Below are 22,121 nucleotides of genomic sequence, written 5' to 3' on the forward strand. Positions count from 1 at the left end.
TGGCCGTGGGTTTCCTGCAAATTGTCCCCGGTGTTTTCCCCACCGGGGTGGTTACTAACCGATTACTTTCCTTCCGCGTTTGTTTGTCCGGTACCTTGCTGTTTGGCTCGCATACTTTACATTATGCGCCTGCACTTGCCAGCAGCAGCGCGAGCTGAAAATCTACCTGGCGAGGCCCATTCCGGCGGTCGCAGTCTCCCGCCTCAACAAAACAAGGACACGAACATGAATGAATGTCTGTGGCTTGCCATGGCCGTGCTGGATTTTGGCCTGGTGCTCCTGATTTATCGCCTGTATGGCCGTCTCGGCATGTTGCTGTGGGTGCCCATTGGTACCATCCTGGCCAACCTCCAGGTGCTGAAAATCGTCGAGATATTCGGTATGACCGCCACACTGGGCAATATCGCCTACGGCAGCATTTTTCTGGCGACGGACATCCTCTCGGAAAATCACGGCAAACGCGACGCCAGGACTGCCGTCGGCATCGGCTTCATCAGCATGCTGGCGATGCTGGCCATCATGACGCTCGCCGTGCGCTTTGTGCCCACCGAGGACGATTTTGCCCACGAGCATCTCAAGGCACTCTTCGGCTTCATGCCCCGCGTGGTGGCCGGGTCGCTGCTGGCATACGTGGCCAGCCAGTACCACGATATCTGGAGCTATCACGCCTGGCGGCGGCTCCTCCCCGCGACGCGCTATCTGTGGGTGCGCAACAACCTCTCGACGCTGGTCAGCCAGGCCATTGACACACTGATCTTCACGACCGTGGCCTTCGCCGGGGTATTCGACGCCGGCGTCTTCTGGTCCATCGCAATTACCACATATCTGCTCAAGGCCATCGTTGCAATTATCGACACGCCATGCCTGTATGTCGCAAAGCACCTCTTCGACAAGGGGAAAATCCCCGACCGGGTGTAGGGGCGGCTTCAAAGTTGCAGCGGCTTCCAGCCGCTGTGCGCATGACACGTGCGTCGTGAGTGCAGGCAGGAAAACGCGCCGGGAGCTACAGCCGGGATATGAGCTCGGGACGTAATCGGGTACGTTTACGTGTGGCCGTTCGGGTGTCGTGCGAGGACCTGGCCCCATGCGACGGTGGGGGCGAGACGCCCGCACCACGGCCGGGACATACACGTGTCGCGCTGGGACGGGTAACCAAGCTGCTACTCTGGCTGTTCGCGCAACGTCTCTCAGCGTGAAGCGGGTGCTGACACCAGCAGTTTGTGGATGGCGGCTGGTGAGTCGGCGTGGAGGATTTTGTCCAGGCGATTCTTGGTCATGGCGATTTCTGCCAGGTGGGTGAGCAGGGGCAGGTGTGCGGCGGGCGCAGCAGAGGGAATGGCGATGAGGAAGAATACCCGGCAGGGCGCGAGCTGGTCTTCGTCGTACTGGAAGCCTGGTTCGGGGAGGACTGCGACCACGAGAGCGAGTCGTTTGACGACGTGCGAACTGGCGTGTGGGAAAGCGATGCCGCCGTCGGTCTGGGTGGTCATGGCGTCTTCGCGGTTTTCGACGGCGTCGAGGAAGCGCTCTTTGTCCGTCACGGTTCCCTCTTGGACGAGCATTTCGGCCATTACGGAGAGGAATTCGCGGCGGGTTTTGGCGTTAATTGAGCAAAGGACATGTTCTTTGGGTAGGAGCAGTTTTAGATCCATTGGTGTTCCTGACGTTTCGTGAGAACTGACGGCGATCGTTGCGGCTAAGAAGCCGCGTCGGGCCGAAGGATGCCTGGTAGAGCCCGTGTGCCCCAAAAAAGACCCGTGGTGCTTAGTCGCTGCTGCTGCTGAGGAGGAGGAAGCGCCCGCAGTTCGGGCAGATATGCTGCATTTCGTCTTTGCGCATGCGATTGAGGTCGCCGATGGTGATGACCATGCGGCAGCTTTGGCAGACGCCGCCAAACTCGCGCACGACGGCCATGCCGGAACGGCGGAGGCCATCAAAACGCTTGAGGTATTGTTCGGGGAGTTTTGCGCGGAGTTCCTTGATGGAGTCATCAAGGCGATTTAGCTTAACCTGGTGTTTGTCACGGTGTACGATCCGCGATTCTTCGCGGATCAGTTCAAGCTCCTGTAGCTTGAGCATGGTGAGCACGGCGTCGCGCATATCTCTCCTTGGTGAGGTGGGATGTTTTAAGACAGTACAATGACGTTGTTAATGTAAATCCGCGAACGAAAGATGCAAGAACGCGCGCCGGGGCCTGGACGCAGGGGCGGCGTTGTTTTTTGTGCTCAGGAAGGACCAAAAGAGCCGATGTTGCCCACAAAATCGATATGCATTCCCGGGACGCCGCCGGTGGACGTTGGTGCCCTGTTGCCGTTGATTGACCATCCGCATTTTCAGGCGCTTCGGCTGCGCAAGCAGCTCGGGGTGAATTACCTGGTCTTTCCTGGCGCGGTGCACAGTCGTTTTGAGCACGCGGTGGGCGTGCTGGCGCTGACGCAGCGGCTCTGTCGGCTGCACGCCTTCAGTGCTGACGACGCGCGGTTGCTGCAGGTCTTTGCGCTGTTGCACGACATCGGCCACGGGCCTTTCTCGCATCAGATTGAGCCGGTGCTTGCCGGCGAGCATCACGAGCACGGCCAGGCTCTGCTGGTGGACATGGCCGACGCGCTGGCGCAGTGCGGGGTCGCGGCGGCGGCCGTCGCCGCGATGTTGGCTGACGACGCGCAGCCGTTGGCGGCGTGGGTTCGTGATCGCAATCTCGGCACTGACAAACTCGACTATCTGATGCGCGATGCGCTGCACATCGGTTTCCACGGCACGCCAGACATTGAGCGGCTGCAGGTCTTTACGCAAATGACTGCCGATGGCCTGGCCATCGAAGAGAAGTATCTGGAAGACGCCAAACAGCTGCAGAAATTCTATTCCTATCTGCACCAACACGGCTATCTCAACAAGACGGCGCTGGCCGCGCAGCGCATGCTGCAGCGCGCCGTGCAAGAAGAGCTCAGCGATGGCCGCAATAGCGGCGCCGAGCTATGGGCTATGACCGACGACCAGCTTCTGCAATGGGCCGCCAATGCCCGCAATGCGCTGACCCGGCAACTGGTGGCTGATCTCGTCTCGCGACGCCTGTACCGCACGGTGCTGGCCCTCAAACCGGCCGGTTACGCATACGTCGAACGCCAGGCGGACAAGCCGCTGGCGGTCATGGAATGGCCGCGGCCCGAGCTGCGCGCGTTTTGCGACCGCGTCGAGGGCATTGCTGCTCTGCGCGTCCTCGAAAATGCGCTTTGCGAGGCCATGGGGCTGCCGCCGGGCGCCATGCTTTTTGCCGCCATGCCGTACTTCAAAAAGCTCGTGCCAAAAGACCTGCGGGTGTTCTCGGCGCATTCCCAGCGGGGCTTCTGGCTCTTGGAGAATGACGGCGATCACCGTCGCTCGCTGGAAAGCGATTACCTGCGGACCTTCGCCGTGCGGGTGGTCGTCAGGCCGGACTGCCGCGATGCGCTGGCAAAAAAAGCCCCCGCTATCGCCGAATTTCTTCGGGACTGGCGGGGGTAGGGGGAAGAGACGTAACTACGTCATTCTTGGCCGGCACCAATGTGGCGTACTTCGAGAGCTGGTCAATGTTTGCGTGGCCACTCCTCCCGGCCGGCGACTGGCGTTTCACGTGAACACTAGTATCTCGTGCGTGAAGATGACAGGAATCTGTGCGTTTTCCTGCGTAATGGCTGAAAGACAAAAAAGCCCCCATCACCGCTCTGGGACTGCCTTCGCCGGCGAGGGGGGAATAAAACAACTCACGTGTAGATTGACGATACCAGTTCTTCTGGTGGATCAGCCTTCACTGCTGGACTCAGCTTTTTCCCAATTCGGGTTTACATCTACATCCTCAATCTCAAGCTTATATTCATCCGGTGCGTCGCTGCTCATATTGAAATATTTGTTTGTTTCGATCCATGTCGTATCTCCTCCGGGTGGGGGGATGGTCTCCACGTGGCCATCCCCAAAGAGGACGTTACCCATTTTCTTGTGGTTGTCAAACTTGTCACGGACGTAACCGTGATCAGCGCCCAAATCCGTGGCAACAAAGCCAGCGTAGTAGAGATAGCTGGACTTTTCAGAGGCAGTGCCCTGGGGGGTGTCAGAGCTTGTTTCCATCTCTTCATAGTCTTTTGCAGCAGTCATTTTTGTGCTGCGGCAGATAAAAACCCTTGTTGTTTGCAGATATTCATGCTCAACCAGCTTGGCTAGGCCTTTGGTGTCGTGTAACACACTATCGTTGTCTGTGTCATCATCACTTGTATCTTTAAATCCCGGGTATTTACCACGGTAGTCATTGGAGAACATGATCATCGACGTGCCGATTTGTTTGAGTTGGCTGACGCAGTCGGCCTGGTTGGCTTTTTCGCGGGCCTTGCCCAGTGCGGGCATGAGCATGGCGGCAAGGATGGCAATAATGCCAATGACCACCAGGAGTTCGATAAGGGTAAATACGCTGCGATTCTTTTTCATTGCTGTCCTCTGGGTTTCGGGCCGGTGTAAGAAATAAAACCTGGTCGTTTTCCTGATTTGAATTGCTTTGTGACTCGGCAAAATTGGCCTTGTCGCGAGAACTCACCATAGCGCAAGCCGGGGCTAAAAACAAGCCCGCGGGCATTGCGTGTTCGGAGGGAATAACGTAGGGCGCGCAGGTTTTATTTTCGCTGCCGGGAGGAAAAACGGCGAAAGAGCGATTTTTTCGCGCGGATGGCGGGGCGTGGCGGATCTGGGTGGGGCGGACGGATCGTGCGGCTCTGGTCGCGGCATCAGCGTTTATAGTTACCGCAGAGTGTTGGCGCCCCTCGGGTGTTTTGTCAATGTGGCGCCCTCCGGGCGCAGTTCTATATTGTTGTTATACCCCGGGTTGCGGCGCCCTTCGGGCGCCTCACCCGGGGTTATGCATGGTGCGGCCCTCTGGGCCGAACTTGGCGGGCTTTGGTCGCGGACGGACCGTGCGGCTCTGGTCGCGGCATCAGCGTATAATGTTACCGCAGAGTGTTGGCGCCCCTCGGGTGTTTTGTCAATGTGGCGCCCTCCGGGCGCAGTTCTATCTTGTTGTTATACCCCGGGTTGCGGCGCCCTTCGGGCACCTCACCCGGGGTTATGCATGGTGCGGCCCTCCGGGCCGAACTTGGCGGGCTTTGGTCGCGGACGGATCGTGTGGGGCTGGTCGCGGCATCAGCGTATAATGTTACCGCAGAGTGTTGGCGCCCCTCGGGTGTTTTGTCAATGTGGCGCCCTCCGGGCGCAGTTCTATATTGTTGTTATACCCCGGGTTGCGGCGCCCTTCGGGCACCTCACCCGGGGTTATGCATGGTGCGGCCCTCTGGGCCGAACTTGGCGGGCTTTGGTCGCGGACGGATCGTGCGGGTCTGGTCGCGGCATCAGCGTATAATGTTACCGCAGAGTGTTGGCGCCCCTCGGGTGTTTTGTCAATGTGGCGCCCTCCGGGCGCAGTTCTATATTGTTGTTATACCCCGGGTTGCGGCGCCCTTCGGGCACCTCACCCGGGGTTATGCATGGTGCGGCCCTCTGGGCCGAACTTGGCGGGTCGGTCTGAGTGTCTGTCTTTTGTCGCGGACGGATCGGTCTGATCGGTCTGATCGGTCTGATTGGCCAGGCTGATTATCGTTTATTCGGTAGCGGCGTCGGTGGTGCTGGCGTCTTCTTCTTTGTGAGATTTGAGGCGTCGTCCTGGGCAGATGCCGCGTTTGGTGGTTGACACGAAGGCGATGAATTCCTCGACTTCGGGGCACATGGCGACGTTTTGGCGGATTTCATCGATAGCGCTTTGGCGGGCCATGCCGCGGAAGAAGTAGATTTTGATGGCGTTACGGACGGCATTGCGGGCGGCTTCGGTCATGCCAGCGCGGCGGAGACCGACGACGTTCGGGCCCTGCACCTGGTCGAGTTGGAGGAGGCAGAATGGGGGCATATCCTGGGTGATGACGTTGTCGCCGCCGATCATGGCGAGGCGGCCGACGCGGACGAACTGGTGGATTTTGACTTCGGCGCTGATGAAGGCGCGTTCGCCGACTTCGACGCGGCCGCCGAGGAGTGACGCGTTGGCGATGACGACGTGGTTGCCGATGATGCAGTTATGGCCGAGGTGTGAGAAGGCCATCATCAGCACGTTGTCGCCGACGACGGTGCCGCTGCCTTCTTCAGTGCCGCGATGGATGGTGACGTATTCACGGAGGATGCAGTTTTCACCGATGGTGACGAAGCTCTTCTCGTTGTGGTAATGGAGGTCCTGGGGTTCGTCGCCGATCACCGCGCCGGTGTGGATGCTCGTGCCTTTGCCGATGGTCGTGTGCCCGGTGATATGCGCATGGGGGCCGATGCGACAGCCGTCGCCGATGACGACATGCTCGTCAATGACCGCAAAAGGGCCGATTTCGACATCGGCGCCAATCACGGCACCGGAGGCAATCGCTGCAAGGGGGTGGATCTTCATGGTCTAGGCCTGGCGGGGTTGGGGGCTATATCAAGAAAATATGATCACACAAGCTTGATCCGCTTGCGGGCTTTTTTGCCTGCGCGGAGAGTGACAATGCCGGCGTGGAAATGCTCGGGGGAGATGACGAGTTTTTCGTCGCCGACGCGGTCGTCGTCCAGGTAGCAGCCACCGCCTTTGATGAGGCGGCGGGCATCGCTGTTGGAGGCGCAGAGACCGGCTTTGACGAGGAGAGCGAGAATGCCCAGGCCGGCGGTGAGGTCGGCAGCGCTGATTTCGACGGTCGGGATGTCTTCGCTGGCGCTGGTGCAGTCGGCTTCGCGGATGCGGCTGCTGGTTTCGATTTGGCCGTCGGGATCGGCAAAGCCGAATTCGCGGGCGGCGGCGAGGAAGGCCTTGATGGCCTCGTCGTGGCCGTGGGCGAGGGCGGTGGCTTCGTAGCCGAGGATTTCCTTGGCGCGGTTGATGGCCGGGGCGCTGAGGCTGCCCAGGCGGCGCACTTCGTCCATCGGCAGAGTGGTGAAGAACCCTAGGAGTTTGGTGACGTCGGCGTCGTCCACATTGCGCCAGAACTGGTAGTAGTCGAAGACGCTGGTGCGGGCGGTGTCGAGCCACACGGCGCCGCCGGCGGTCTTGCCAAATTTGGTCCCGTCGCTTTTGAGAAGGAGCGGGAAAGTGGCGCCGAAGACTTCCTGGCCGAGCAGGCGGCGGGTGAGTTCGACGCCGGCCACGATGTTGCCCCATTGGTCCTGGCCGCCGAACTGGAATTGGCACTGGCGTTCTTTGCACAAGTAATAAAAATCGAAGGACTGCAGCAGCGGATAGCTGAATTCCAGGAAGGAGATGCCGGTTTCCAGGCGCATGCGTACGGACTCGGCGCTGAGCATGCGTGGCACGCTGAAGAGACTGCCGATGTCGCGCAGAAAGTCGATGAGCCGCAGATCGCGCAGCCAGTCGGCATTATTGACCATGGTGGCTTTGCCGGGGGCGAAATCCAGGAAGCGCCCGAGTTGGCCCTGGATGGCGCGGGCATTGTCGTCGATGATGTCGACGCTCATGATGGGTCGCGCTTCGGTCTTGCCGGATGGGTCGCCGATCATGGCGGTGCCGCCGCCGACGAGGGCGATGGGCTTGTGCCCGCAGTGTTGGAGCCAGCGCATGGCCATGACTGGCAGGAGATGGCCCACGTGCAGGCTGTTGCCAGTGGGGTCGAAGCCGACATAGAAAGTCGCCGGGCCCCCGCTGAGGCGCTGGCGCATGCCCTCTTCATTGGTGTTCTGGTAGAGGAAGCCCCGGTCGCGAAGGATGTCCAGGGCGTTGACGGCTGGCGTGGAGGGTGTTGTCATGGCGTGTGTGGGAAGATGGCTGGCTGAACACTAAAAAAATTGCGCGAGAACCGCCGGTGTTGATCGGCTGTCTCGCGCACATCGCCAAAAAAGGTCAGAGCAGAGGTCAGGAGAGTTTGATGTCGGTCACGACGACTTTGGTCAATTCCTGGCGATGGCCTTTTTTGTTGCGGTAGCGCTTGCGGCGCTTCATCTTAAAGACGATGAGCTTGGGGCCACGGAGGTGTTCTTTGACCTGGAGGCTGACCACGGCGCCGGCGACGGTGGGCGTGCCAACAGTGATCTTGCTGTCGTCGCTGAGCAGCAGAACGCTGTCCTGCAGGGTGATGGTCTCACCGGCTTCGGCGGCAATACGGTCGAGTTCCAAGGTGGTGCCAGTCTCGACTTTATACTGCTTGCCACTGGTTTTAATTATCGCGTACATGATTCACTTTTCTCCCTGATCTCTGGGCATACACTCAGCCCGCCGCCCTATCACCAGGAAATACAAAAGACGGCTTGGCCTGACATTCTGAACATGAAGTGCACTAATTTACTGTCACTCGTCATATCTTCAACTCTTCGGCGAAGATTATGTTGTTTTTGGGGGAGGGGTGGAGAGGAATGGGACGTATGGGACGTATGGGGATGGGACGTATGGGACGTATGGGACGTATGGGACGTATGGGTATGGGACGTATGGGACGTATGGGACGTATGGGACGTATGGGACGGTCGGAGCCGGCTGAGGGCGGACACATAGGTCCGCCCCTACTCACTTTTTTGTTGGCGTTGCCAGTCGAAGATGGATGGGATGGCGGGTTGTGGGCGTGTGGCGAGGTGCTGGTCGCTAAGTGGGAAGAAGGCGTTGTTGCGGGCGTTGAGGATTCGCGTGCTGTTGGGGTCGAGGGTGATGCCGCCGCCGAAGACGCGGTTGTCGAAGAAGTCGATGCCCAGGCAGTCCGGTGTAGCCAGGTGGATGGCTGGCGAGCGGTCGTCTTTGAGGACGAAGACATTACCGGCGATGATGTGGTCGAAGCTCAGGTTGCGGGTGGTGAAGCCGGGGCCTTTGTCCACGGTGAAGCGGTTGTGGAGTACCAGCCAGTTTTCGTTCATACCGCCGAGCCAGAAGCCGGCCTTGGGCGAGAACACATCGCAGTTGTAGACGACATTGCGGGGGCCGTTGGGGCCGTGCGCCTCGTCTTCGGGTGGGGATGCCCACATACCGTAGCCATAGGCGCCGTTGCTGTTGCTGGAGTATACGACACAGTTTTCCATGAGGTTTTCGTTGGTCCAGCCGGAGTGCCACTGGGCGTCGCTGTCATGGAAGATGCCATTGCGGATGACGCAGCCGCTGGCGGACCACTGGAACAGCGGTGCGTGCCGGAAAGCGAAGGTCTCGATGCCGTCGATGAGGCAGTCCCAGCTGTGTTCCCAGCCGGCGTAGGCCGTGCCGCCGCCGCCTTTGAACCACGCGTCGCGAAAAACCACATTGCGCTGTTCGCAGAATTTTGCCTGCGAGCCATAGACGGGAAAGCGGCCGCATTTAATGACTTCGACGTCTTTGGCCCAGCAGTTCCAGGCGTTGTTGAAGAGCACGGCGCTGATCCAGAGGTTTTCGGTCTGCTCGATGGTGAGGGCCTCGACGCCGCCGCGCAGGATGGGGTGGTATTTGCGGATGTAGCTGCCGTCGATGATGGGGAATTCGATGCGCAGAGGTTGTTCCAGGTGAACGGTGTTGCCTGCCACGGCCTTGATGCGCAGGGCGTTTTTGCGGTAGCTGCCCCAGCGGCAGGCGTTTTGGGTGAGGGTCTTCCAGCGTTCGGTGGCTGGCCCTTCGATGATGATGTAATCGCCGGCGGCGAAACCGCTGCCGTCGTTGACGGTGATACTGGTGTCGCCGCGTTTGCCATCGGCGCTGAGTTCGCTGCGCGTGTTGGTGAAGCCGGCGCCCTGGAAGAGAATAGCCGCGCGAATGTTCGGTGGTGGCGTTTCGCCTTCTTGCGGATTCAGGACGATTGGCAGGCTGCAGCGCCGGGTGGTGCCGTCTCTGTAGGTGGCGGTGCCTTCGAGTGTTAGCGGTCCGCCAGCCGGGAAGTGCTTGAGGATGGACCCGCCGCCGACGCCGGTGGCGAAACTGTTGCCGGAGTGGGTGCTGACGGCCCAGCGGGCGAGAGATTTATCGCCGGCGCGGATGGTCATTGTTTCCAGACCTGTAGGTAAGGCATGCATTTCCACGCGGGACTGCGGGCCGACTTGGGCGTTTGCGGTTGGCGAGTAGAATTGGATGCCGTCCTTGCCGATGCCATAGCGGAAAATGATCTTGGTTTTGCCCATACCCTGGCCACGAATGACCACGCCATCGCGACTGATGGTAACCGGGCGGTCAAAATGGTAGGTGCCGGCGTCCAAGATGATTGCCCCGCCGTCGGCGGGCAGGGCGGCGCTGGCGGCGGCAAGCGCCACGCTGTCATCGCGGTCGTCGTCGGCTTTGGCGCCGAAATCGCTCAGCCTGGCGGCAGCGGGGATGTCGGGTATACCGCCTTCGACGCCGCAGCGGCGCCAGTCGGGGTAGACGATACCGTCGGGTCCGACGACGTCGGCGGCGGTGAGGCGATGGGTTTCCAGAGGATTGATTTTGTACTGGGGCGGCCATGGCGGCGTGGTGACGTAGGGCAGGCGTTCCAGGGACAGATCGTCGATATAGACGCTGACGCGGGCGTGGCTGTAGCTGTGGAAGTAGAGCTGGACGGCGCGGGTGGTTTCGTCCAGGAAGACGGTCGTGGTGAACGGCAGCCACTGTTTGGTGTCGCCGCTGAGGCCGCGGATGTGTTCTTCGCCGGGGAGGCGTTGGCCGTCCTGGTCGAGTTGTCGGAGGTACACGCCGAGGCCGCTGCCGGAGACGGGATAATGCCAGCCGTTGATGGCGAGCTTGGCCGGGCCGTCGCAGGGAATCATCGGTCCCATCGCCCAGTTGCCGTTGGCAGTATGGTCATCAACGACTTTCAGCGAGCGCTTGCCGCTACGGGCTTGTTCGTCGCTGATGGTTGACATGCCGCCGTCGTTTTCGTCGATGGTCCAGTGTTCCAGGCCCTGTTCAAAACCGGCATTCGGGAAGTCCAGTACCTGGGCGGCGATAGCCAGCGGCAGCATGGCGGCGAGGAGGAGGCAGTAGAGTTTAGGCATGATCAAATAAGCTTCCTTGTTTGAGAGCGGCTGCCTTGGCTGCTTCCAGTTGGGCGTTGCCGCTGTTGCGTTCCCAGAAGACGCCGTCGGTGTAGCCTTGGATGCGCTTGTCGTTGCGGGCTTGGTCGAGTCGTTTGAGGGCCCAGCAGCAGTATTCGTCATTGAGTTCGATGCCGCAGAAGTGGCGGCCGAGTTTGCGGGCGACGACGGCGGTGGTGCCGCTGCCGAGGAATGGATCGAAGACCATATCGCCGGGATTGGAACTGGCCAAGATCAGTTTCGCCAGCAGTTTCTCGGGCTTCTGCGTGGGGTGGTCGGTATTTTCGGGCATGGACCAGTAGGGCACGGTGAGGTCGTCCCAGAAATTGCTGGGGTGGGTGAGGCGGAAGCGGCCGTCGCTCTGTTCCTGCCAGTCCTTGGGCTTGCCGTTTTCGCGGTAGGGGGCGATGACCTGGCGCTTGACCTTGACGGCGTCGAGGTTGAAGACGTAGTCATCGCTGAGGGTTGCGTACCAGATGTCCTCGCAGGCATTTTTCCAGTTGGTGAGGGCGCCGCGGCCTTTTTCGCGCTGCCAGGTGATGCGGTTGCGCAGGGTGAGGTAGCGGCTCATGACGGTCGATTGCGCCGCGGCGCAGCGCCAGTCGCCGCAGAGGTACACGGTTGCCTGCGGCTTCAGCATGGGGAGAAGTCGCGGGAACCAGCTTTCCAAGTAGGCGAGATAACTGCCTTCGTCGCGCTTGTTGAAGCGCATGCCGGCGAAGTCCTTGTCGAGATTGTAGGGCGGGTCGATAATCAGCAGATCGACCCAGCGCCGGGGAAAACGGTCGAGGACTTGGCTGGTATCCCCGCAGAAAATGCGATCGCGGGCCTGATCGGTGGTCAGCGGTTCGTTGGCGGTGGCCAGTTGGGCGCGGTAGTGTTCGCGTTCGGCATCGGCAAGAACCAAGGTTTTATTGAGGCGAGAGCGTTCAGATGACATGATGGGTGGGACAGTTGGGTTGCAGTTGCGGGGCGAGTTCAGTCCCACCAGATGTCATTGGCCTTGAAGACCGGTCCGTCTGAGCAGGCGCGGGCGTAGGCCCATTTTTCGGGCGTGTTGGCTTTGCGCTTGATGACGCAGGCGAAGCAGGCGCCCATACCGCAGCACATGACGCGGTCGAGACTGATTTCAGCGTTGAGTTTGCGGCTTTCGGCGATCATGCCGACGGCTTTGAGCATAGGCGTTGGGCCGCAGGCGGCGATCCAGCTGTTGGGGGCTTCGTAGAGGACGCGTTCGAGCAGTTCGGTGACCAGGCCTTTGGCACCGGCGCTGCCGTCGTCGGTCGCCACCAGCACCTGGCAGCCCAGGGACTCGTAGGCGTCCTGCAGAAGAATATCACCGGCCGAGCGACCGCCGAGGAGGACGGTGGGTAGCACTCGTGCGCGTTTGGCAAGCAAAAAGGTCGCCGCGCAGCCATAGCCGCCAGCGGCGATGACGGACGGGATGTCGCCGGGCAGTGGCGAAAAGCCACGCCCCAATGGGCCGAGGATGTCCAGCTTGGTGCCGGGCTTCAGCACCGAGATATGTTCGGTGCCTTTGCCGACGACTTTGTAGATGATGCTCAGCCGGCCATCAGTTGGGTTGACGTCGTAGATGCTGAACGGGCGGCGCAGGACGTGATCGGGCATGGCCGGCAGCTGCACATGGATGAACTGTCCAGGCTGGGCGGCACGGGCTATGGCCGGTGCTGTAATATCCAGCTGATAGTAGTCGCCGTGCAGCTGTTGGTTGTGGAGAATGGGCGCGGAAATCTGGTATTGTTCTAGCATGGTCGTGCCCTCCTGGTGACAACGGGCTGTGGGCGAGTAAGCAGAGATCGGTACAAGGGCCGCCGCGAGGCGGCGCAACGGCCTTTGGACACGGCGGTAAGCCTGAGAGTTCAATGACTTGGTGCAGACGCACAAAAACTCTATGCAATGTCACCTTGCGGCAAGGATATACCATACAGCCATTAGCTGTAAAAGTCAGCCCAGGATAGCGCGTCTTCACAGACGCCGGACAAATTACTGCGGCTGTCGGTTTCGGGACAAAAGACCACCAGGCCCTTGAAGTCGCGACTCTTGAGCTCCTCCGCCCAGGCGATCTGCTCGTCGTCAAACAAGGTTTCCCCAAGCAACGGGTTGTAGTGGAAGCAGACCACGTGGAGATGCTCGAAGCAGCTGTTGAGGAGTGGCTTGAGCTCGCCTTGGCCGTGAAAGTCGTCGGGATAGAAATTCATAGCGAGGCCGATGCGCGGGGATTTGGCCTGCCGGCAGATAGCTAGCGCGAAGTCCCATTCGTGGGACTGCGGGTAGGGGCGGGGTTGGCTGACCTGGATGGCCAGCTGGTAGGGCGTGTCCAGCGGCGCGGCCAGTAGTGGTTGCAGTAAGCGGGCATGGCGTTCGATATGCTGCGCTGACTGTTCCGGAGCGATGCGGTCCAGGCGCAGCTGCAGGCTGAAGACCTGCGTGTCGGTTGCGGCGGCGCTGATCATGACGCCGAAGAGATTGCGGCGGAGAACGAGGAGATTATCCTCAGTGGCGCTTTCACTGAGGAAGGCCGCGGTGTCACCGGGGAGGATGTCGCGGGCATGGAGGCAGCGGATGCCGTGCTTGTTGAGCTGGGCTGGGAAATCCGGCGAGGCGAAAAGCCCGGCGTCGCATTCGACGGCGCAGAGGCGCCTGGTGGCGGCGACGGGCTCCAGCCAGTCCTGCCAGGTGTGGTCATTGATGCGAATGGCGCAATTGATCATCGGCGTGCTTGCGGTTGTGGCGTTACCGGCAGGTTATGGCGGCAACGCCTGCTGTCAAGGTGATATCAGGGGGCGACGGGAACGATGCGGATCCAGTCGAGATTCAGGCCGCGGCCATCGGCGTTGACCATGGTCAGACTATGCTCGCCGGCGGCGAGCTCGATGATGGTTGCCTGACCGGCGGCGGCCAACCAGGCGTCGGCCCACTGGTCTTCGCTGCTGCTCCAACCGCCGGTGCCGGGGAAGAGGAAAGGATCGTTGTCCGCGTTGAGTTGTTTGCCGTCGATGGTGACGTGGCGGGCGACGCCGTCGTTAAAGCTGTGGCAGCAGCGCACGAGCAGGGCGTACTTGCCGGTTTGGGGGACCGCGAAGGTCCAGCTGAGGCTGTGGCCTTCGCCGTCCCAGAGCTTGAAGGCCTGCTTGCTGGCGCCGGGCTTGACTTCGATTTTTACCTCGCCCTGTGCCTGTGCAGTAAACGCCTCGGCTTCAATGGTTATGGCTTGATCGCGCTGGGGCTTGAATGTCGCTTCGTCTGGTGCGACGTAGAAACCGGGGAGGCCAATGAGTGAAGTCAGCGGCTGGATGGTGTAGGCGATACTTGCCTGGAGTACTGGCTCACTGAGGTTATAGCCGAGGCGCGTGGGCGAACGGCGATCGGGGTTTTCAATTTCTTCGGGGGCGTAGACGAGTTCACCGCCCTCGGCGCGGGCGGTGACTGCGAAGCCGCCCTGGCCGTCGTAGATGGCCAGAGCGTTGGCATCGCGTTGGTGGACGCGGTCGTAGGTGATCAGCGCGGAGCCGAAGGTCTGTGGGGTGTTGAAGACGACGTCGTCGCGGATGTCCACGCGGGCGTTTTTGCGGTCGAAGGTGAAACTGCGTTCGAGCTTGGCCAGCTCGGGCACGTCGTAGGCGGCCTGGTAGTCGATGACGATGTGGTCGACGTCGTCGCTGAAATCTTCGCGGATGATGGTGCCGGCGGCTTTTCTGCCGGTGCTTTGCAGTTTGCCGGCGACTACGGGCAGCGGATGGCCGTATGAGTTGAGCATATTGCTCACGTAGCGTTCCCGGCTGAAGGTCCGTTTCGTGTAGACTTCGGCACCGGGGTCGATGATGTAGGCGTGGCCATTGAGGGCGACCAGGAAGGACCCGACATCGTTGTGGTTGTGCTGTTCGTTGTTGTGGCCGGCCTTGATGGCGGCGCCGAACTGGCCGTGTTCGGGGTGTTGTGAGCGCATGATCAGAATCCCCGCATCTTGGAAATAACTGCGCGGGGGGAATTGGCCTTCTTGGGCGACCTTTTCGGCGAAGGGCGTTTCATCGCCGAAGGCGGTGAGGGCGAAGGTGTCGAGGTCCATTTTGAATGGGTTGCTGATGGCCACGCGTTGGTGCAGGGTCTGCGGGTAGCGGCGCTGGATGAGCAGCAGCGTGTTTTCCGACGGCTTGGCGTTGGTGCCGCAGTCGGCAAAGGCGGGTACCAGCCCTTCTTCAATTTGGGCATTGCGCGCAAAGGCGCAGATATTTTCGATGATGGGGTCGTTGTAGATGGACAGTTTGCCGTTGGTGGCCGCGAGCACGGCTTCGCCCATGATCATGAAATGGCCGAAGCCGTAGTTCCAGTAGCCCATGCCTTCGCTGCAGTAGCCGTCGGGCGTAAAGCCACTGAGGAAAATCGGGTTGGATATTTCCATGGCGGCCAGCACTTCGGCGCGTTCCTGGGCGGACTCGCGCAGGGTCAGCGCGGTAATGACGACATTGGCGGTGCAGACGGCGTTCCAGTTGTTGCCGCCCACGACCCACCAGTGGCCGGCCAGGTCGCCCGTGTGGATGACGTTGAAGTACGGGTCGAGTATGCGCCGATTGACTTCGGCGCGCAAGCGCTGGCGGACGGTGTCGCTCAGGCGATCTTGCAGCCACCAGTCGGTCAGGGCCAGTAGCTTGCCGCGGGCGGAAGAGCCGAGGTCTGAATACAGGCGCTTGCCGTGGAAATTTTCCAGTGCGCTGTCGTGTGCTGGCATGACCCAGCTGCGTTCATCGCACATGGCGATGATGTCCTGTTCGAGGGTTGGCAGGAATCGTCCCTGGTTTTCGAGGCATTCAGCGCGGAGGAGCGTGCTGATGCGTCCCGTGCGTTGGCCATATGGGCGTTGGTAGCGGGTGCGGTTGCCGTTTTGGGTGAATTCGAGGTAGAGATCGTCCGGCAGTTCGGGTGGAGTGGTGTTGATGAGTGCTTCGGCGCTTTTGATGATGCTGGCGGCTTCGGGGAGTGTGGCGAGGCGGTCCCAGGCGGCGCGGTCGCTGATTGGCCGGCCCAGGCCAGCCGGCGCGGTTGGGAGGAGCAGGGCCAATTCAGCGACGCGCTGATTGTCGATTGGCGGGAAGCGGCGCGAGCTGGCTGCGGCGACGGATGTGCTGGACACGGTCTTTTCCTCCTCGGGGCTGAGTTCACTTAGGGTAAAGTTATCAAAGTCGGTCATGCCGGTAGCGCCGTTGAATGAATGGATCCAAATGCTGGCGGTGACGGCTTCGGCGGGGGCCTTGCCCACGAGGGTGAAGGGCTGCCAGTCTTTGGTGACGGGCACCGGCAGGATGATCTCCGGGTAGCGCCCCGGCGCATTCAGTTGCTTGCCGGCGGCATCGAAAAACTGCAGGTATGCGCCGACGGCGCCGCGATTGCCGCTGTTGCGCGCATGAAAGCGCAGGGCGTAGGCCGTTTCTGGCTTGACCGGCAGGCTTTGCGAGCGGAAGCTGCTACCGGCTTTTTTGTCATCGTCTTTCACGCGCAGGCCGAACTGGCCTTCGTAGGCAGCCTCGGCGGTGACCTGGCTCATGATGGTTTCACCTGACCAGCCTGCGCGTTCCTGCTCAAAGCCGGGGTTCGCGAGAGCTAGTGGCGTTTCGGCGAAAGTCATGCAGGGCGCTGCCAGTATGGCCAGAGCAAAGAGGCAACGTATTTTGGTCAGCATGGACGGGTCCTTTTTGGGGAAGGTGATGCGAGTCAACAAGACGAGCCCATAACCTACCACCTCCTGGCAGGAATGTCATGGCAGGCTGCGGGAAAAATAGCCGGGAGGGGGAATCGGTCACCCATTGAGAACGGACGCCCAGACATGTCGCGACGTCAACCCCGGGTAAGTAAGTGTGGGCCATTGCCTCTTTGGCCCCAGTCAGCTGCGCCGACTGGGGCCAAAGAGGCCGAGGAACACGGACGTAGTCGCCGTTGTACCCAGGGCGGCGCGCGCTTTCAGCGCTGCTTGCCCTGGGCTGGTATGTTTCGCGCTTTCAGCGCTTCTGCCGCTTCGCGGCCATGGAAACAGGCGCGTTTGACTCAGCCAGAAGCTCTGTGGCTTAATTCTCAATGGGTGACCGATTACCGGGAGGGGGAATCGGTCAGTAACCACCCCGGTGGGGAAAACACTGGGGGGTTACTCCTATGAAACATGCTGCCGCAAGGGTCGGCGGGAATCAAGGTCGGATGGCTGGGCGGCGGCGGGTCGTGGGTTTCCGGCAAATTGTCCCAGCGAAGCGCCGGGGTGTACACTGACCGGTTACCGGGGCGTAATGCCTTGTATTCAGTGTTCCAGCAGGCCGTAGAGGGCGCCGAGCAGTGCGGGCACGGCCGTCTCGACCCGCAGGATCCAGGGGCCGATGGTCAAAGCCCGCAGACCGGCGGTGCGCAGGGCCTCATCCTCTTCTAGTGAGAAGCCGCCTTCGGGACCAATCCACAGGCTGACGGTGTGCGGTGATGGCAAGTCGCCGGGCTGGATTGGCTGGTCGTTGTCGCGTGGCACCGCGCCGAAGAAACCCGTTGTGGCGTCGTGGCCGGCAAGGGCATCATGAAAGGCTTGTAGCGGGCTGATGGCGGGTTGGAATGGGTTTCCTGACTGCTTGCAGGCCGCGATCAGGGTTTGTTGCCAGCTGTCCTTGTCATTTTCTGGTTTGGCGACGCCGTAGCGGCAGAGTATTGGTGTGATGCGTATGACGCCCAGCTCGGTCGCCGTCCGCAACACCGCGTCCATGTTCTTGCCGCGAGGCGGGGCGATATACAGATGGAGGGCAATGGCCGGTTCCGGGCAATGCTCGACGGCGATGATGCGGCAATGGGCTTCCTGCTGTCGACGACCGGCGTTGGTTGGGGGCAGAAGTTCGGCTTCGGCGCGGATGCCGGAGCCGTTGAGCAGCTGTAGGCGGTCGCCGGCCTGCAGGCGCAAGACCCGCAGGGCATGGGTTGATTCAGCTGCCGGCAATTCGACCGTGCAGTCAGGCGTCAATGGCTGGTCGGGACAATAAAAATTGCGCATGCGAAACGCTCACCCGATTCGTGTAGTACAAGATTGCTGTCCCGGGCGCTGCTGCGCCTCAGTTAGTGCTGCAGGGTTTTCGCGGGCCGGCCTGCTGCTTTTCAGCGAGGGATGCCGGCCCGGCGAGATAGCACCGTTTGCTTTCGCCTCCCTGCGGTCATGTTGCTGCTGGAAGCTTGTCTGCTTACTCAAAAGGGCATGTCGTCAACGGGGGCTTTTTCGCCGCCGCCGTTGCTGCTGGTACTCTTTTCAGCTGCCGGGGCTGGTGATGCTGGTGTCGCCGCATTTGCCGCAGGTGGAGTGAATGGCTTTGGCTCCGGAGCGGGGGCGGCAGGAGCGGGGGCGGCAGGCGTTGCCGCCTTGGGAGCGCCAGAGCTCGGCGGGAATGCCGGTGCGGCTGCTGGCGGTTGATTCACGGGCTGCTGGAAACTATTCGGGCGCTGCTGTTGGTAGCCGCCGGCTGGGGGTTGCTGGTAGCCGCCGGCTGGGGGTTGCTGGTAGCCGCCGGCTGGGGGTTGCTGGTAGCCGCCGGCTGGGGGTTGCTGGTAGCCGCCGGCTGGGGGTTGCTGGTAGCCGCCGGCTGGGGGTTGCTGGTAGCCGCCGGCTGGGGGTTGCTGGTAGCCGCCGGCTGGGGGTTGTTGGTAGCCGCCGGCTGGGGGTTGTTGGTAGCCGCCGCGTGGCTGTTGCTGGTAACCGCCGCGTGGCTGCTGCTGGTAACCGCCTCCTCGTGGTTGTTGCTGATAGCTGCCTTGCTGCTGATAACCGCCGTCGGGCTGCTGATAGCTGCCTTGCTGCTGATAACCGCCGTCGGGCTGTTGGTAACCACCGTCGGGCTGTTGGTAGCCGTTGTCATCGAAGGAGGCATCGGGTCCCTGGCCGGCTTCTTTGCGGTCAAGGAATTGAATGCTATCCACGTGCACTTTCAATTTGCTGCGGTTTTGGCCGGTGGCTTTGTCCTGCCATTGGTCCAGGCGTAGTCTGCCATCAACGAAGACGAGGGAGCCTTTATGTAGGAAGCGGCCGCAGTTTTCGGCTGTGCGGCCGAATGCTTCGAGATCGACGAAGCACACGTCTTCGCGATCTTCGCCTTGGGCGGAGCGCCAGCGGCGGTTGATTGCCATGCCGATTTCGCAGATTTGCAGGCCGCCTTCGGTAGCGCGGGTGATTGGGTCGCGGGTCAGATTACCCATCAAGAGGACTCTATTCAAGCTTGTCATGGATTGTGTTCCTTCACTCTGAGAGCTGTCGTTCTGGCTGTGAGGTGATACCTGTTAGCAGTGGTAACATACCCTTTACTTGCTGGTTTTGCTCGTGAGGCACCTCCTTCTTTTTCCTTGCTCTGGCGAGTCGTATGACAGGTTTGGCGCGACCGGATTCTGCATTTAATGATATAATATGAAAATAAAAATGCAAATAAAATGCAAAAATATATTTGCATTTAATGAATGGCAGTGCAATTTAATGGTTGTGAAGGACGGTTTTACTTCAGGATGCCGGTTCACCGACTTTCACCAAATGCAATAAAAAGCAATCGGCGAAGAAAGAAGGAGGCAGGAGCGATGAAGACGTTGAAACAACTCGGTTGTGCGGGCCTGGCGGCGTTGCTGATGTCGGTATCACTGCCGTCGTGGGCGCAGGCGGCGGACGGCGTGGCAGCTGGTGCTGCTGATGGCGCTGCGGTGGTAACCAAGGCGGAGAAGAATCCCGTTGCCAAGTTGCGTGGGAAGCTTCTCTACAAGAAGAACCAGATTCGGAAGCTTGAGCGTTCTGCCACGGGTAGCAACGAGGCGCTTCGCGCGCGTGCGGGTGAGCTGGAGAAGGAGCGCCGGGGGCAGTACGTCGCCGTTGAGCCCAAGCTGGCTGAGCTGTATTCCGAGCAGGATGCTCTTGCTGCGGAAATTGATCGCTTGGCACCGCCCAAGAAGTGACGCCGTCCGCTGTTCTGCCGTGTGGGTGTAAGCTACGCGGCAGTGGCGGGCCCCTCGCTGGCGGCATGATCTTGTCAGTCGCCAAGGGCAAGGCCGGCGCTATCCATGATCGGATAGCGCCGGCCTTGTATTTCAACCTGTTGGCGTTGTCAGCCTGTGCAGTCGTTTCAGCCGACGCTGGCGCCGGAGGGTATGGGGCCGTCGGTGGTAATCAGTCGGAGGACGCCCTGGTGTTCGGCGGCCAGCAGCATGCCGTTGGATTCGACGCCGCGCAGTACGGCCGGTTTGAGGTTGGTGATGACGATGACATGCTTGCCAATCAGGCTGTCGGGACTGTAGAATTTAGCGATGCCTGAGACGATTTGCCGCAGATCCTGGTCGATGCGGACCTGCAGCTTGAGCAGTTTGTCCGAATTGGCGACGGGTTCAGCGGCGATGATTTCGGCCGTCTGCAGTTTGACCTTGCCGACCTCGGCGATGCTGATAACGCCGGGGACGGCGTCGCCCTTTTTGCTGGCCTTTTCTTTTGGCGTGGGGGCCATGGCTGGTGGCGCAGCTGCGGGGGCGTCTTCCTTGTATTCAGCGCGGGGGAAGAGCGCCTCGTCGAGGGCGACTTTGGCGCCTTCGCTGAGGACATTCCACTGGCTGAGTCGGGGCATATGTGGGGTGATGGCGTCTTCGCTGATGCCCAGCGCCCGGCGCAGGATGGTCATTTTTTCAGGCATGCAGGGATAGAGCAGGCCCGAAGCGATGCGCAGGCATTCCATGGTGTGGCGCAAGACCCGGCCGAGGGTGGCGAGGTCGCCGGACTTGGCGAGGACCCAGGGTTTCATCTTGTCAAAATAGCGGTTGGCTTCGCGGACGGTGGCCAGGACGGTGGCCAGGCCATTGTCGAGTTGCATGTTCTTGACGGCTTCGGCCATGCTGCCGGCGGCGGCGAGGCAGAGAGTGGCCAGTTCGCGCTCGTCGTCGCCGATCTCGGCGCAAGGCGGCATCAGGCCGGCAAAATTGCGCTCAATCATCTTGATGGCACGGCTGGCTAGATTGCCCAAGTCGTTGGCTAAATCGGCATTGTAGCGTTCGACAAAAATTTTCTCGGTGAAACTGGCGTCCTGTCCGAGGCTCATACCGGCCATGAGGAAGTAGCGGAAGGCATCGACGCCGTACTGGTCGATCATGGCCATGGGGTTGACGACATTGTTGAGGGACTTGCTCATTTTGGTGTCGCCGACCAGCCACCAGCCGTGCGCGAAGACGGTTTTGGGCAGTTCCACGCCCATGGCCATGAGCATGGTGGGCCAGTAGACGGTATGGGTGGTGAGGATGTCCTTGCCGATGAGGTGATAGGATGCGGGCCACCACTGGCTAAACAGGGCGTTGTTTGTGCGATAGCCTACCGCGCTGATGTAGTTGACCAGCGCGTCAAACCAGACGTAGGTGACGTAGTCGTGATCAAAGGGCAGTTCGATGCCCCAACTGAGGCGGGCCTTGGGGCGACTAATGCACAGGTCGCCAAGCGGCTGCTTCTTGAGGAAGCCCAGCGTTTCCTGGCGGCGGTGTGCGGGTTGGATGAATTCCGGATGGCTCTCGATGTAGTCAATGAGCCGATCCTGATACTGGCTCATTTTGAAGAAGTAGCTGCGTTCTTCGAGCTCTTCGGTGTTGCGGTGGCACTCGGGGCACTCGCCGTCGACCAGGTCTTTTTCGGTGTAGAAACGTTCGCATGGCACGCAGTACCAGCCTTTGTAGCTGGCGGAGTAGATGAGACCGCGCTCGTGGAGATCGCTGAGGATGGCCTGGACGATTTGGGTGTGGCGGGGCTCGGTGGTGCGGATAAAGTCGTCGTGGGTGATGCCGAGGCGTTGCCAGAGTTCCTGAAAGCGAACCACGGTGTTGTTGCAGTGTTCCAGTGGGCTGACATTGTTGGCTTTGGCGGCCTGTTGCACTTTTTGGCCATGTTCGTCGGTGCCGGTCAGGAAATGCGTCGGTTCGTCCATCAGGCGGTGGTAGCGCGCGAGGACGTCGGCGAGGATGGTGGTATAGGCGTGGCCGATGTGCGGTTTGTCATTGACATAATAGATCGGCGTGGTGACGTAAAAGCTGTTATGGCCCATTCATATCTCCCTTATGTGACGGCGAAAAGCCGGCATGGCGCCGGCTTGGTTGCGTGCTGT

18 protein-coding genes are annotated in these 22,121 nt (G+C 60.7%); 3 read left to right on the top strand and 15 right to left on the bottom strand.

Annotated elements, in window-relative coordinates; genetic code table 11:
• The first annotated feature begins 225 nt into the window (after positions 1–225).
• Positions 226–918: a queuosine precursor transporter gene (locus J3R75_RS13670; protein ID WP_307262470.1), complete on the top strand. Its 693-nt coding sequence runs from the start codon at positions 226–228 to the stop codon at positions 916–918.
• A gap of 269 nt (positions 919–1,187) precedes the next feature.
• Here J3R75_RS13670 and J3R75_RS13675 read toward each other — a convergent pair whose 3' ends face one another.
• Positions 1,188–1,652 (bottom strand): PTS sugar transporter subunit IIA, encoded by a 465-nt coding sequence (locus tag J3R75_RS13675; protein WP_307262473.1) that lies wholly within the window; start codon positions 1,650–1,652, stop codon positions 1,188–1,190.
• A 112-nt stretch (positions 1,653–1,764) separates the two neighbouring features.
• Positions 1,765–2,100 carry a C4-type zinc ribbon domain-containing protein gene (locus J3R75_RS13680; protein WP_307262476.1) on the bottom strand — a complete coding sequence of 112 codons (336 nt, stop codon included), beginning with the start codon at positions 2,098–2,100 and terminating at the stop codon, positions 1,765–1,767.
• Positions 2,101–2,247: 147 nt separating this feature from the next.
• On the opposite strand from J3R75_RS13680, the gene J3R75_RS13685 reads away from it, so the two are divergent.
• The gene (locus J3R75_RS13685; protein WP_307262479.1) at positions 2,248–3,501 is read left to right on the top strand and encodes an HD domain-containing protein; all 1,254 of its coding nucleotides are present in this window, start codon (positions 2,248–2,250) and stop codon (positions 3,499–3,501) included.
• Between the two features lie 276 nt (positions 3,502–3,777).
• On the opposite strand, the gene J3R75_RS13690 is transcribed toward J3R75_RS13685, so the two are convergent.
• The 12 genes from J3R75_RS13690 to J3R75_RS13750 all read right to left on the bottom strand — a co-directional run bounded on the left by J3R75_RS13690 (position 3,778) and on the right by J3R75_RS13750 (position 19,236).
• Positions 3,778–4,455, bottom strand: a complete 678-nt coding sequence (locus J3R75_RS13690; RefSeq protein WP_370882371.1) for a type II secretion system protein — start codon at positions 4,453–4,455, stop codon at positions 3,778–3,780.
• Positions 4,456–5,614: 1,159 nt separating this feature from the next.
• Positions 5,615–6,439, bottom strand: a complete 825-nt coding sequence (gene lpxA / locus J3R75_RS13700) for an acyl-ACP--UDP-N-acetylglucosamine O-acyltransferase (RefSeq protein WP_307262481.1) — start codon at positions 6,437–6,439, stop codon at positions 5,615–5,617.
• 44 nt (positions 6,440–6,483) lie between these two features.
• Positions 6,484–7,785 (bottom strand): tyrosine--tRNA ligase, encoded by a 1,302-nt coding sequence (gene tyrS, locus J3R75_RS13705; protein WP_307262483.1) that lies wholly within the window; start codon positions 7,783–7,785, stop codon positions 6,484–6,486.
• A gap of 106 nt (positions 7,786–7,891) precedes the next feature.
• The gene (gene rplU / locus J3R75_RS13710; protein ID WP_307262487.1) at positions 7,892–8,209 is read right to left on the bottom strand and encodes a 50S ribosomal protein L21; all 318 of its coding nucleotides are present in this window, start codon (positions 8,207–8,209) and stop codon (positions 7,892–7,894) included.
• Between the two features lie 326 nt (positions 8,210–8,535).
• A complete protein-coding gene (locus tag J3R75_RS13715) occupies positions 8,536–10,950 on the bottom strand; it encodes a glycosyl hydrolase family 28-related protein (RefSeq protein ID WP_307262490.1) in 2,415 nt (804 codons plus the stop codon).
• On the bottom strand, positions 10,943–11,929 hold the full coding sequence (locus tag J3R75_RS13720; RefSeq protein ID WP_307262494.1) for a DNA-methyltransferase: 987 nt from the start codon (positions 11,927–11,929) through the stop codon (positions 10,943–10,945). The genes J3R75_RS13715 and J3R75_RS13720 overlap by 8 nt, the downstream gene beginning before the upstream one ends.
• A gap of 38 nt (positions 11,930–11,967) precedes the next feature.
• Positions 11,968–12,759, bottom strand: a complete 792-nt coding sequence (locus tag J3R75_RS13725) for a dihydroorotate dehydrogenase electron transfer subunit (RefSeq protein WP_307262496.1) — start codon at positions 12,757–12,759, stop codon at positions 11,968–11,970.
• A gap of 182 nt (positions 12,760–12,941) precedes the next feature.
• Complete coding sequence (locus J3R75_RS13730) at positions 12,942–13,721, bottom strand: hypothetical protein (RefSeq protein ID WP_307262498.1); 780 nt, start codon at positions 13,719–13,721, stop codon at positions 12,942–12,944.
• Between the two features lie 65 nt (positions 13,722–13,786).
• The gene (locus tag J3R75_RS13735) at positions 13,787–16,684 is read right to left on the bottom strand and encodes a heparinase II/III domain-containing protein (RefSeq protein ID WP_307262500.1); all 2,898 of its coding nucleotides are present in this window, start codon (positions 16,682–16,684) and stop codon (positions 13,787–13,789) included.
• Positions 16,685–17,088: 404 nt separating this feature from the next.
• Positions 17,089–17,259 carry a hypothetical protein gene (locus tag J3R75_RS13740; RefSeq protein ID WP_307262503.1) on the bottom strand — a complete coding sequence of 57 codons (171 nt, stop codon included), beginning with the start codon at positions 17,257–17,259 and terminating at the stop codon, positions 17,089–17,091.
• A 31-nt stretch (positions 17,260–17,290) separates the two neighbouring features.
• Positions 17,291–18,019, bottom strand: a complete 729-nt coding sequence (locus tag J3R75_RS13745) for an RsmE family RNA methyltransferase (protein ID WP_307262506.1) — start codon at positions 18,017–18,019, stop codon at positions 17,291–17,293.
• Positions 18,020–18,207: 188 nt separating this feature from the next.
• Positions 18,208–19,236, bottom strand: coding sequence for a single-stranded DNA-binding protein (locus J3R75_RS13750; protein ID WP_307262508.1), 1,029 nt, complete (start codon positions 19,234–19,236; stop codon positions 18,208–18,210).
• Positions 19,237–19,578: 342 nt separating this feature from the next.
• Here J3R75_RS13750 and J3R75_RS13755 point away from each other — a divergent pair, with 342 nt between their 5' ends.
• Positions 19,579–19,947, top strand: a complete 369-nt coding sequence (locus J3R75_RS13755; RefSeq protein ID WP_307262510.1) for a hypothetical protein — start codon at positions 19,579–19,581, stop codon at positions 19,945–19,947.
• A 167-nt stretch (positions 19,948–20,114) separates the two neighbouring features.
• Here the strand turns inward: J3R75_RS13755 and metG are convergent, their stop codons facing one another.
• The gene (gene metG, locus J3R75_RS13760) at positions 20,115–22,061 is read right to left on the bottom strand and encodes a methionine--tRNA ligase (RefSeq protein WP_307262513.1); all 1,947 of its coding nucleotides are present in this window, start codon (positions 22,059–22,061) and stop codon (positions 20,115–20,117) included.
• Between the last annotated feature and the right edge of the window lie 60 nt (positions 22,062–22,121).

The sequence above is a fragment of the Oligosphaera ethanolica genome, assembly GCF_030814695.1.
Classification (GTDB): Bacteria; Verrucomicrobiota; Lentisphaeria; order Oligosphaerales; family Oligosphaeraceae; genus Oligosphaera; species Oligosphaera ethanolica.